The sequence below is a fragment of the Acetobacterium carbinolicum genome, from assembly GCF_047456275.1.
Lineage (GTDB): Bacteria > Bacillota > Clostridia > Eubacteriales > Eubacteriaceae > Acetobacterium > Acetobacterium carbinolicum.
Map to the genome: position 1 here is coordinate 1,675,960 of NZ_CP173357.1, position 13,348 is coordinate 1,689,307.

9 protein-coding genes are annotated in these 13,348 nt (G+C 39.2%); 5 read left to right on the forward strand and 4 right to left on the reverse strand.

The window, feature by feature from the left end:
- Positions 1–61: 61 nt before the first annotated feature.
- Positions 62–619 carry a LemA family protein gene (locus ACIZ62_RS07745; protein WP_111887243.1) on the reverse strand — a complete coding sequence of 186 codons (558 nt, stop codon included), beginning with the start codon at positions 617–619 and terminating at the stop codon, positions 62–64.
- A 246-nt stretch (positions 620–865) separates the two neighbouring features.
- On the opposite strand from ACIZ62_RS07745, the gene ACIZ62_RS07750 reads away from it, so the two are divergent.
- The 3 genes from ACIZ62_RS07750 (at position 866) to rbr (ending at position 3,978) form a co-directional block, all read left to right on the forward strand.
- On the forward strand, positions 866–1,516 hold the full coding sequence (locus ACIZ62_RS07750) for an HAD hydrolase-like protein (RefSeq protein WP_162624422.1): 651 nt from the start codon (positions 866–868) through the stop codon (positions 1,514–1,516).
- A 9-nt stretch (positions 1,517–1,525) separates the two neighbouring features.
- A complete protein-coding gene (locus ACIZ62_RS07755; protein WP_111887241.1) occupies positions 1,526–3,307 on the forward strand; it encodes a hypothetical protein in 1,782 nt (593 codons plus the stop codon).
- Between the two features lie 74 nt (positions 3,308–3,381).
- Positions 3,382–3,978 carry a rubrerythrin gene (gene rbr / locus ACIZ62_RS07760; RefSeq protein ID WP_322518739.1) on the forward strand — a complete coding sequence of 199 codons (597 nt, stop codon included), beginning with the start codon at positions 3,382–3,384 and terminating at the stop codon, positions 3,976–3,978.
- A 156-nt stretch (positions 3,979–4,134) separates the two neighbouring features.
- On the opposite strand, the gene ACIZ62_RS07765 is transcribed toward rbr, so the two are convergent.
- The 3 genes from ACIZ62_RS07765 to ACIZ62_RS07775 form a co-directional block, all read right to left on the reverse strand.
- On the reverse strand, positions 4,135–7,095 hold the full coding sequence (locus ACIZ62_RS07765) for a type III restriction-modification system endonuclease (RefSeq protein WP_322518738.1): 2,961 nt from the start codon (positions 7,093–7,095) through the stop codon (positions 4,135–4,137).
- A 13-nt stretch (positions 7,096–7,108) separates the two neighbouring features.
- Positions 7,109–9,160: a site-specific DNA-methyltransferase gene (locus ACIZ62_RS07770; protein ID WP_322518737.1), complete on the reverse strand. Its 2,052-nt coding sequence runs from the start codon at positions 9,158–9,160 to the stop codon at positions 7,109–7,111.
- Between the two features lie 121 nt (positions 9,161–9,281).
- Entirely contained in the window at positions 9,282–10,376 is a 1,095-nt protein-coding gene (locus tag ACIZ62_RS07775) for a hypothetical protein (RefSeq protein ID WP_322518736.1), read from the reverse strand.
- A 300-nt stretch (positions 10,377–10,676) separates the two neighbouring features.
- Here ACIZ62_RS07775 and ACIZ62_RS07780 point away from each other — a divergent pair, with 300 nt between their 5' ends.
- Together ACIZ62_RS07780 and ACIZ62_RS07785 are read left to right on the forward strand one after the other, a co-directional pair.
- Entirely contained in the window at positions 10,677–10,853 is a 177-nt protein-coding gene (locus ACIZ62_RS07780; protein WP_322518735.1) for an excisionase family DNA-binding protein, read from the forward strand.
- A gap of 35 nt (positions 10,854–10,888) precedes the next feature.
- Complete coding sequence (locus ACIZ62_RS07785) at positions 10,889–13,177, forward strand: phage/plasmid primase, P4 family (protein WP_414151646.1); 2,289 nt, start codon at positions 10,889–10,891, stop codon at positions 13,175–13,177.
- Positions 13,178–13,348 lie beyond the last annotated feature (171 nt).

The following is a 13,348-nucleotide window of genomic DNA, read 5'->3' on the forward strand; positions in this document are numbered from 1 at the left end:
GCGCTTTAACGCGCCGTCAGTTTTGCTGTAATAAACAAACTTTTAAATGCATTCGACTTGCTTAGTTAAATTTAACCTGAACGTTTTCGCGTTCTTCGGCAGAACCAACCTCAAAGAAGGGTTGTTTTTTGAATCCGAACATACTGGCAACCAGATTGCTGGGGAAAGATTCAACCTTGGTATTCATGGTACGTACAACCGCATTATAATATTTGCGAGAGTTGGCAATTTCATCCTCCAACATTTTTAACTGTTGTTGCAGATCCAGAAAATTTGTATTCGCCTGAAGTTGGGGATAAGCTTCCGCCACTGCAAAAAGACTTTTCAGGGTGCCGGATAAAGCATTTTCATTGGCGATTTTTTCGTCAATGCTGGTTGAATTCATGGCCGCTGTTCGGGCAGCCGTTACCTTGGTGAAGGTTTCAGATTCATGGGTAGCATAACCCTTGACTGTTTCAACTAGGTTGGGAATCAGATCGTATCTCTTTTTAAGATAAACATCCATGGTGGAAAAAGCTTCTTCAACCTGATTTTTAATACTGACAAAGCTATTTCGAGATAAAATAAGCCACAGACCGATGATCACAATAAGACCGAGAATAATTGGTATAGCAATCATTTTTATAATCCTCCTTAAATAATTTTGGTGTTGATATTATATCACGTCCCCATACTGGCTACAATATAATAAAGGGATACTTTTAGATAGGAACATTTAACCAATTTTCTAAGAAAATGTCGGTGTTAAACGATTTAATCCAGTTAAGTGTAATATTTTGTCTTGTTGGAGAGGCGTATCTATATTATAATTAATCAAATAACACAGTCTGATGTTTTAAGAAGAATGTTTGCAAAAGGAGATGTAATGTACTACTCACACATATTATTTGACCTGGACGGAACCCTTGTTAATTCAAAGGAAACAATACATAATTCTTTTGAATATGCGCTAAAAAAAATGAAGGTTTCCAATCCGAAAATTCTGGATATCGAACCGCTGATTGGGCCACCGATTCTTAAAACCTTTCAGGAAGTTTATGGGTTTTCTCTCGATGACGCCAGAAAAGGCTATGAATTTTATCTGGAGCAGTATGTTGGTAATGGCGAAATGTTTCGGGCCAAGCTTTACGAAGGTGTCGAAGAGACGGTTCGTACCCTCTATCAAGAAGGCTGTTTTCTGGGTGTGGCGACAACTAAAAATGAAACCAATGCCCGGAAAATAATTGATACGCTCAATCTTGATATCCAGATCGACCGGGTATATGGTACCTATAATGACGGTACCCGTAGCAATAAAAAAGAAATCATCACTGATTTATTAGAAGATAATGATGTGCAAAGTTTAGAGCATGTCCTGATGGTGGGAGATCGGCACTATGATATTATTGGTGCCAAAGAAGTTGGCATTGACTCGGTTGGCGTAACCTATGGTTTTGGAAGTGAAGATGAACTAAGGCAGGCTGGGGCGACCCACCTGATTACCAGCATTAACGAATTAATAGCGATAATAAAATAGGAGGCCATCATGGAATCGAAAAATATTAATTTGGAACGAACGGCTTTGATCAAAGGCGATTTAAAATTTACAAGCTTTGGGCAACTGATTAAGTCAACTCTTTTTAAGAAATTAGTTAGAACCTTTATCGACGAACTCACTGTAAAAAAATCCTATCTGATCAAGACCTTAGAACCCTTTGAAAATGAGAAAGGCGAATTTAACGAAACGGCATTCGTCGATTTTATTTATCTACTTAATATTAATCCCTTAGAAGAGATCATCAAATCAGGCTATTTTGATATTCAAGTCACACATGAAGAGTATTCGCAGCTATTCTTAGGATTTTTGGAAGGATTTTATAACTATTGGCGAACGATCAAGCGGTTCATGATTAAAACCGATGAGTATAGTGCTGACGAGAATACTAAACGTTCCAAGGCGTATTCATTGGCGTCTAATAATGATGCCTTCAAAAAGATGGTCTTGGATTTATATCGAAACATTCATTTCAATGTTACCGGAAAAAGCGTCAGTATCTACCGGCAACTGCCCAGCGGGGCTCAGGTGGCGTTTTTAACGGATAAATTTAAATTTGATCGTGAAGTAAAAAGTAAAAATGATTCATTGTATAAGGTGCCCTATATCTGGGAGGCGATTTTTGAACCACCCGTTATTTTCTATACCCAATCCAGTAAACGCGATGGGGTCTTTCCGGTAAAAGACAAACGGATCTTGCAGAAATTCTATCTGGACTGTGACGAATGGTTTGCCATTCCCGTGAAGGTGGGTCGTTTGCTTTCTATTGTCTATGTTCAAAAAGAATATCTGGCTCTAGGGGCTGGCTTGTTTAATCTCTTTGAAATGGCGACGCCGGAAGAATTTACCAAACAAAAGCCGGATGCGGTAGTTTTCTTTGGCCTGGATGAGTCGATTTTTGAAGACGATGAAAAACTGGGATTTGTTGCCAAAGAAGACGAGGTATATTATGGACTTTTACCAGATAGCCCTCAAATTGACTATTTTGGTTATATGAAAAAAATGATGCTTACCCTTCATAATATCATCCAAATCGAAAAGAAAGCCATGCCAGTTCACGGCGCCTTTGCCAAAATTCGGCTTGGTGGAAAGAAATCAGCAAATATCATGCTAATTGGCGATAGTGGCGCTGGCAAATCAGAAACCTTGGAAGCCATCAATAAACTCCCCAAGGAGTTGGCTTGCGATTTTGATATTCTAATTGATGATATGGGTTCTCTCCACTTTAATAAGGAAGGGGAGTTAATGGCTGTAGGAACTGAAATTGGCGCCTTTGTTCGGTTAGATGATCTTCAGCCCGGATATGCCTACAGTACCATGGATCGTAGTATTTTTATGAACCCGAATATTGTTAATGCACGGGTTATTGTACCGCAAATGTCTTATGAAGAAATATCAAAATCGACTCGGGTTGATTTTGTCTTCTATATTAATAACTACGAAGAAATTAGCGACACGACACCGCCCATCGAAATGTTTGATGATTTGGATGAGGCCTACGCAGTATTTTGTGAAGGTAAGCGGATGGCCAAGGGTACTACCGGAGAAGTGGGAATAACAACCACCTATTTTGCCAATCCCTTTGGCGCAGTACAGTTTAAAGAGGAACATGAAAAGATCGCCAAAAAGACCTTCAAGAAAATGCGCGAAACCGGCGTTGAAATTGGGATGATTAGAACCCAGTTGGGGATTCCCGGTTATGAACAGAATGGTCCTTTTTTGGCGGCCCAGGCGCTTATTCAGTTTATTGACCAGTTAAATAAACCCGAATGATCAAGAATGTTTAAATTTTGTGAAATCGGGTATATATTGAAAGTAAGTTTATAATCATTATAAAGGAGAAAAAAATGGGTAAATTAAAAGGAACAAAAACGTTAGATAATTTGATGGCATCTTTTGTTGGCGAGTGCCAGGCAAGAATGCGGTATACGTATTTTGCATCAATCGCCAAAAAAGAGGGCTATGTTCAAATCAGTGAATTCTTCACAGAAACCGCAGGTAATGAAAAAGAGCATGGTGAATTATTTTATAAACATATTACAGATAACGAGTATACCATGGGCAACGCGATTGAACTTTCAGTAAACGCCACTTATCCAGTTGCTCTTGGAGACACGAAAAACAATTTGCTGCATGCCGCTTCAGGAGAAAATGAAGAATGGAATGAGCTTTATCCAAAATTTGCTGAAATCGCAAAACAAGAAGGCTTTGATGAGATTGCCGAGACCTGGCTGGAAGTATGTATTGCTGAAAAAGCCCATGAAACCCGCTATTTAAAATTAGCGGCTAACATTGAGCTGGGTCGAACCTTCAAACGGTTTAGCGATGTGAAATGGAAATGCGGTAATTGCGGTTATATTTACGAAGGTTCCGAAGCACCAGCTGTATGTCCGGCCTGTAAACATGCCCAGGCTTATTTTGAACTATTTGCTGAAACCTATTAGAAAAATTTAGCTAAGATAAACAAAAAAGAAACGGCTTTGAGGGCGTTCAACTTAGGGATTTAAGAAAACAAATAAATTTTTGACCGACTCTCTTCAAGCGGAGGGCACAAGTAAAGACCACACCGAAGGATAATACCTTTTGTGTGGTCTTTCGCATTATGTATTTATTACTTCTTCGATTATTTGTTTAACTTTTTTATTACTTAACTGTGTATGGAATGAGACCATATAACCATCAATGGTTAACTGCTTAAAGAATGCCTCAGCACATTTAATTTTGGCATTTTCTATACCTCGTAGAGTAGATTTGTTTTCTACAAGTTTAGTCTCAACTACAATATTTAATTCTTTAGTACCATCGCTTTTTTTCACCACGTACATAAAATCAGGGCTGTAGTTTTCTCCAACAATTGTAGGAATGGAAATACTCGATTTTGGAATTTTACCGTATACCACGACCTCATCAATTCCTGTTCCTGTCATCAAAATATTGTCTTTTTCCAATGGTGAATCAAAAGCGATCTTGTCATATAGATATTTCTCTGAAGGAGTGCCCTCAACAAACATAGTGCCGATAGTTCCCTGTTTTATCATTTCTCTAGGAGACCCATCTTTATAAGTTAATGCAGTTCCATTAACAGGTTGTGTCGAACGAGCATAGCGAAATCTAGTCTGTGTTTCTTGAATTCGCCAATCTGTAAAACTCCGAATAATATTAGCAGCTGAATAATCATTTATATGTTCTGGAAGTACTGTTTTTTCTGCAGCCAATTTGCACATGGCATCATGAATGACCGTAATCGGAATACTTGTTTGACTATTGATTCTTTTGATAAATTCATGATACGCTAACGGTTTCTTTAAAGAATAGGAAACTCCAGAAACTTCCTGCAAGCACATCTTTTTACCATCAGTGGTCATTTCATCCCGTTGGCTATAAACAGTTATATTTCCAAATACATCATTTTTCCTAAGTATGTCATGCAACGCTTGTGTTATTTCATATTCCAAATCCGATTCATAAAAAAGATAGTATTTTTGATTAATTGTTTCCCAAAGTTCTTTAAGCTCAGGATATACAGCTTTTCTGATTTTAATTTGCTGTGATTTGTTCTTATTATTATCGGTTACCTTGTTGCTATTTACACCGCTTGTAAACTCTGGATACTCAGCAAAGAAAGCATCTCTATTCTCAGAACGAATTTCGTAATTCCTGTTTATATACTTTTTGAGTAACAACTCAGTAAACAAGTCATCTGGATCAACATCTCTTGCTTTTGCAACTTTATCCAAATCATCAGTGTTCAATACTAATGTTATTGGTAATTCACCGTTGATTTCGTCAACTAATTTTTGTGCAAAATCAGCTTCTGTAAAATCCACGATATAATTTAGCTTAAACTCTTCATTGGATATACGGTTTCCGTTTTCATCAACTGGAAGGCGCAATCCTCGTCCTACTTCTTGTAGCTTACTGTTTTCACTGCCACTTGAACGCAATTTTGCAATGGTAAACACATTAGGATTATCCCATCCTTCTTTCAACGTCCACTTAGAAAATAAGAATCTCCTTGTGTTGTATGTTCCGTCTTCATTATAAAGAGATATTAGCCCCTTCTTATTATGAAGAATCTCATCAACTTCCTGGGCTATTGCCTCATCAGAATCATTATTGTCCTGTGAAAAATATCCTGCATGGCAGGCACTTATATTTGCAGCACTGGCTTTTAAATATTCTCTGTATTCATTCTCGCTGTCCGGCAATTCCCCTATCAATGAATTCAGCCTTTCAAGTAGCAAGCGTTCAAACATTTCTTTGAGGTACGGCATCTTGCCGTCATCAGATTCTCTATAGGATGCAATATCATCAATAAAGAATAACACCAGTGTTTTTATCTTGAACTGCCGGCCGGAGAAATTCTGACGTTCCGTTTCGAAGTGACGCTGAATTGCCAATTTTACCATCTGCTCCTGATATGAAGAAGAGTAAATATCAGTATTGAATTCTTCACCCATAAATTTCACCTGCCCGTTGGTAAGCTCAATAAAATTCTTTCCAATAGCTGAGATAGTAATTCCTTCGAATACCGGGTCTATGATAGATAAGGAATCACCACTTGAAAGCGTGAATGTTTTTGTATCTACGTCACGTTTTTTGAAATGAAAAGTGGCCGAAGTCTTGGATACAACGGTTGTTAATTTTACTTTTTCTTCTTTCTGTGAAAGTGGCTCGAAATGTTCCTTTGCCACCCCCTTTATTAAGTTCTGATTAAAAGAGTCACAGGCACTTAATTCATACACTAGATTATTTAAATCTTTGTAGGTGACCTTATTGCGCCCACGACCCTCCGACACTTCTGGAAATGTTGCACCGAAGCGAATAATCATCTGAGGCTGTAATTCTTCAGCAATAGCTTTATAAGCTTTTTGGTCTCTTGCAAACCTATGTGGTTCATCAATAATGACAATTGATTTTGTAGCCTTGAGGGCATCAAATGGTCTATAAAAACCCTCTACAAGATAATCATAATCGGAACGAGTGAGCATATTACCATTGGTCAGTAAGTGCATATTAACGAGTAACACGTAAATTTTATTTGCATTCTGGCAAGAACCGGTTACGAAATCACGAATTGGGGAAGGCATAGCAAGAAAGCCTTTTTTCCTTTGCTTTGCGCTTTCCAATAGACCTAATTCAATATCACAGTTGTACCCGCAAGCATCGGAAAAATGATGTTTTACATAGCTATCAGATATAAATTGCTTTGTGCCTGCCTTTATTGCTAAAGAGGGAACAGCAATAATAAACTTATTAAAGCCATATTGTTTATGCATCTCATAGATCGTTTGAGTATACACATAGGTCTTTCCCGTTCCAGTCTCCATTTTTACATCAAGATTAAGGTATTCACCTTCATCACGACGACCACGGTAATCGCCACGGATATTATTTTGTATTTCCATAATATTATGGATCAAGCGAAGGTCTTTATTGTCAAAGGTAGGATTCTCATATGCAAGAAGCGGTTTTGTGATTCCCACGCCTTCAAATGCAGAAACCAAAGTATCAACAGCTTTCTGCTGATGTGCTAATTCTCTTTCTAGTATTAGTTCCAAAATCCGTACCTCCTTAGTATCTGATGTCGAGATTGATTTTTAAGTTTTTCTCTGAATCACGGAGTATTTTGACATTCGTCTTTAAATTCTCCATCTCAACATAGTTAAAACTGTATCCGAAAAGAATTAAATTTTGCGGATTAAAGCTCCCCTGTGAATTATATTTTTCTACGAGAGCCTTAATTGCATCTTCAGTCAAGCCAGGATTTATGAAATACAAATGATTACGGCACCAATATGCAGCATAACCTGCAAAGTCAACCCTCTCCATATCATTGTTAAATCCGTATCCATCACGCACAAGCCATGTTGTCAAAACAGTTTTGGCCCCAAATTCGTCGTACACCGTTGTATCGGTAACAAATCCGCTGTTATCAAAGGTCTCCATCTTATCTAATGTTGCCGGGTTCACTTCTTGTAATGTGTAGTGTTTAAAACCGAGGTCAGCAGTAGTGTCAGGGTATTTTTCTTTAATGTTCTTTGAAGCTCGAAGAATTCGTTCCTGTCCAACTTCATCAAGAGAATGCCTTTTACCTATTGAATCTAAAAAATCAAGAACCTTCTGTACTTTTGGCTTTTCTGTTTTTGCGGTCAGTTCTAATTTATGATCAAGGTCTTCTGGTAATTGAATAGCTATTATTTTTCGATTGCCATTATCTACTGCATTCAGTGTCATTAGAGCCTCTGTTGAAGTTGCAGAACCAGAGAAAAAGTCAACAAAAATCGCATTACTATCTCCACCGATTTGCATTACTTTCTTTAGCAAATAAGTTGGCTTTGGAAAATCAAATGCATCTGCCATTTCATAAACACCCAGTTCCTTAGAACCTTGCTCCGTAATAACACCTGTTTCTTCCCAAATATCATCATCTTCATCAGCCAAATCACCGACTAAATTATCTTCATACCAAATGGTTTTTGCCTTATAAGTTCCTTTTCTATATTTTTCATAGCATCCATATTCTCCAGTTGATTTCAATTTTGCAACAACATCACTATCCATTGAGGATTCCGGGATATTATTGTTATTGAATTTAGTTTGACCCCAACGCCAACAACTTTCTCCGCCTTCGCTGTTATATGGTAATATTTCTACGTTAAAATCCTCATTCTTTTCGAGTGATACTGGGTAATATCCGCAATTATCTTTTTTATTAGGATTCGCATATATTGGATAGAATAAATTCGCACGATTGAAACGACCAAATTTAGGATTCCTATTTCTAAGTTCTCGTTCTTCAAATTCACCAATATTATCTTGTTTGTTAAATGAACCAGCACCCTTTTGTAGCTCATTAAGGATGACATTTTCGTTTTTTATATAAACTAGCAAATACTCATGGGTTTTTGCTAATTGCTTGTATGTTTGACCTCTCTTATTAGACTGTACTATGATGCAAGCGATAAAATTATTTTCGCCAAAAATATCATCACACAAAAGCTTTAAATTATCCTTCTCATTATCATCAATTGAAATAAATATTACACCATTATCATTCATCAAATCCCTTGCCAACTGCAATCGAGGATACATAAACATGAGCCATGCCGAATGAGAAGCACTACCTCTTTGTGTTAAGTCAAGAATACGCTGTGCTTGATCTTCATCAATGCTTAATTTAGTAACAAGATCATCGACCGTAAAATTAAATTTATCATTATATATAAAGCCGTCTGAACCAGTGTTGTACGGTGGGTCAATATAGATACACTTAACCTGTCCTGCATAGGATTTTAGCAGGTGTTTCAAACCATCAAGGTTGTCACCACTAATATAAATATTTTCACTATTTAAATTTTCCGGAAGTGAATTATGGGCATCATCAGGCACTACAACTGTTTCAGTATCCAGTGACGCAAGCATTTTTGCGTAGCTTTTTCCGAGGAATTTCAATTCATATCCCTCATGTGAAATATCAATTTTATCTTTCAAATATTCTGAAAAGCGAACCATATCAAACGATCCATCTGCTCTAAAGCATGATGGAAAGGTTTCTTTTAAAACCGTTATTTCTTTTTGGTTAAGGGTCACCCTTTCATTAGCGGCTATTACATCTTTTATCATTATCTTTCCCTCCATCTTGCATCCCATCGGGTACAAATTCTAAAATATCATCAACCTTGCTTGTCTAAGACTCTGCAAATGGTTTCTATGCTCTCCAAAGACACATAGCTTTTGGTCTATTTTAATTCTTATTCTTAATTTTTGTTTCTGCCAACCTTTTATTAGCACGATATTTCCGCTGCCTTGCTGCATTATGTGCCCTTTGGCATTCGACTTTTTTACAGTAAAGTTGACGATTGTTATCACGAATGAAAGCTTCTGCACAGTGCAAGCAGGTAATGAGCGCACCTTCTTTTAGTTCCCTTGTTCGTCCGCCTTCTTCCGGTGGGCCGAAGTCAACAATCATACGAGCAAGAGTGTACCAACAAATATCAAAGACAGAATGAACATCGGCAGCAAAGACTACTTGATTATTCCTCGGATTGATTTTCAATCTCATGTGAAAATCCGGTATCATATCCATCAACTGATCCCGTAGTTCCTCATAATAGTCGAATGGCTCACGAGCAAACCAAGTAACCTCTTTATGCTCTTGATGTTTTGACTTTTTCCGCTCAGCAATCATTTCATCAAGCAATTGCTGAGAAGTGATATCTGCTTTTTTTAACGTGTGTTCTTGAAAGCATTCTTCACGCTTATATTTTTCAAAATACGGCAGACCTTCAAAGAACTTGCCTTCTTGTGCTAATTCAAAAGCGTCGTCACCGTCACCTGCACATACCTTTTTTAACGCAAAATAAAACTGTGTGGCTATATAGAAGCTTTCAAGGTCACGCATAAAATTGGCGAGACTGAACAAAGACTCCCTCTCAATCATTTCACCATCATCTGCAATGTCAAACTGTTTATCTGCCATCAAGGAATAGACCGTATCGATATAGTACGGATGGGCAACACCCTTACAGAATTCAATAACCAAATCAACATACGACGTTTTTTCCGAAAAGTCGTTTATTTTCCTGCCCAAATTATATAATTCCCGGAACAATTCCTTTCCGGAGAATCCGTTTGTCTTATCTAAATCCGGTTCCAGACCTTTATAGACGATCGGTTTTAGGTACGATGATTCGCCGGCACCTTCTTCAAATTCATAATCTTTAAATCTGAATGTATGGTATATCAACTGACCGATACCGCCAACATCCCCAAAGCCGATGACATCAGAAGTGTTGTCAGCTTTTGATTCGATATAATTTCCCATCCCATCGTATGGCATAAGTGACACCTCCGTAACATTAAGAGTAACATTTGGTTTTTTGCTTTCTGTTATATCATACAGTACAATGACATTAAATACAAGAGCAAATTGTAAAACGCCTTGTTTTGGGGTTCATTGACAACTAAATAGTCCGCCCGCAAATAATACTTTTGCAGTACTGCCGCCACGATGGTAAAAACCGGAGCGCACCAACTGACATTGCATACGAGGAGACCACGAACAGGTGGCTACCTTAGGAATGATAGCGAATGGTGGATGTAGAAACCAAAACAAATATCAGATCAGGAGGAAAGAGCAATGGAAAAAACAACCATGAGTGTGCAGGAGTTGTCGGCCCAGATGGGCATAAGTTTACCGAAAGCCTACGAACTCGCAAAATCGCCGGGATTCCCAACTATACGAATTGGCACGAGGATTTTAATTCCGGTTGATGCCTATAAGGAATGGCTACTCAAAAACGCAGCACACAGATAATGAAACAAAAATTTTATGGGGAGGAGGTGAACGAGATGAAAAATGCAATGCTGGAACTGATGGACAAGAAGATATGGTTTCTCTGGCGTAAGGAAATGGACGGTGACCGTATCAATAAAATTCCCTTTTCTGCCAGTGGCGGTGCGACTGGTACAAATGAAAAGTACCGGCATACGTGGGTAACTTACGACGAAGCCGACACCGCGATGAAAAAACTAAGTGCTGCCGGTGTCGGCTTTGTAATACCGCTGGGTTACTTCTTTCTTGACATTGACCACAAGCCTATCACAGACCCATTCGTGCAGGTGTTGCTTGAACGTTTTAATGCCTATACCGAGCGTTCCGTCAGCGGCGGCGGTATCCATATTTACGGCAAATGCAATTTGGACAAATTGCCAACATATAAAGATAAAAACAGCAATCTCAGACTGGATAAAGCCTTTTATATGAAAAATCCAAATAATCACTTGGAATTGTATGTCGGTGGTCTGACAAATCGCTTCGCAGCTTTTACTGGTGATGTGATTTTAAATGAGCCGCTTAGAGAAAGCACTGCTGCGGTTCTACTTACTCTCGATAAAAATATGCGAAAAGCGGAGAAAACAAAATACAGTGAAAAACGTGACGGTGACCGCGCCAGCTTTGATATTGTCTGTAATCTCCGCAAACAGAAAAACGGCGAGAAGTTCAAAAAACTATATGATGATGGCGATATCTCCGGGTATGGCTCGCCGTCAGAAGCAGATGCTGCGTTATGTGCCTTGATCGCCTTTCGCACCGGGCCTGATCCTGCCGCTATTGATGATATTTTCCGCAGCTCTGCTCTTTATCGCGAAAAATGGGAGCGCGATGATTACAGAGAGGCTACCATCGCTACCGGGATTGAAGCCTGTCATGGCACTTTCCATCAATCCAAGATGGATCATCCGCATTTTATCAAGTTTAACGAGCCGACCGGCGAAGCTTATGTCAGTGTACCGCTCCTTGCAAAGTACGTGCGAGAACACCTCTGCTATGCGCTTGTAAGGGATAACGGCAAGCAGGGTCTTATGAAATATGTCTATGAAAATGGCTGCTATCGGCTTTATGCCGACAATATGCTGATGGGCATTATCAAACAGTACATTGCCGATTATGATGAGGAACTTGTCAAAATGGGAAAGGTCAGTGAAACTTTGCAGCATATCACCACCGATCTGAATTATGTCAGTCAGGAGGATTTGAATGCCGATGAGGATTTGATTAATTTCAGCAATGGTTTACTCCGCATCACTGAGAATGATGTCATTCTTGTGCCACATAGCCCGGAAATCCTCTCTACGATACAAATCCCATGTAATTGGACGGGAACAGAAATGCCCACACTGGTGTTTGACCGCTATATGCATACCCTCACGGGCGGCGATAGGGCCATTGAGCAACTGCTCCTTGAGTTTATCGGTGTATGCATTTCCAACATCAAAGGGTGGAGGCTGAAAAAGGCACTTTTTCTTGTTGGCGATGGTGATACCGGCAAATCTCAGTTAAAGAGCCTTGTCGAACGCTTGCTGGGTAAAGGAAATTTTATCGGCATTGACCTTAAAGAAATGGAAGCCCGATTCGGCACCGGCGCAGTTTACGGCACCCGCCTTGCTGGTAGCTCAGATATGAGCTTTCTGTCAGTAGATGAACTGAAAACCTTTAAGAAAATTACTGGCGGCGACAGCCTGTATGCCGAATTCAAAGGGCAACAAGCTTTTGAGTTTACCTATAACGGTCTACTCTGGTTTTGCATGAACAGACTGCCCAAATTTGGCGGTGATGATGGCAAATGGGTCTATGACCGCATTATGGTAGTCCGTTGTCTTAACGTCATTCCAAAAAACAAGCAGGATAAAACGCTCCTTGACAAAATGTATGCCGAGCGTGATGGTATCGTCTATAAGGCGATTAAGGCTCTGCAACAGGTTATTGTCAACGGCTACCGGTTCTCCGAACCAGGCAGCGTCAGCCTCGCACGAGAAAAATATATGATGGAAAACAATACGGTCATCTCCTTTTATGAGGAGTGTTTGGGTGAATGGCCCGACGGAAAAATAAACAAGCATTGCACTACAGGGCGTATCTACAAGGTTTACCAAGGCTGGTGCCGCGAAAATAATAATGGTTTTGCAAAAACAGCAAAGGAGTTTCGGGAGGCTCTTGCTTCATATCTGGGAGCAGATTACGCCACAATCACCACCCGGCAGAATGGCAATACCTACTACCGGGATTATTCGCTCACGCTCGAAGCAAAAGAGCAGTTTTTGAAGGAATATGGTTATGACGAGACTGAATTCTTATAAAAATGGTAGCAGTAGTAGCAGTACCGGTAGCAGTAAAAAACACAACTGCTACCACGTGAAATGCCTACAGAACAGGGATTTCAAGGTTATTGGTAGCAGTTGTAGCAGTTCTTTTAACTTCTTGGCAAAATTTCTAAAAAGTTGGTAAAGAAGAATAAAAGGATGTAAAGA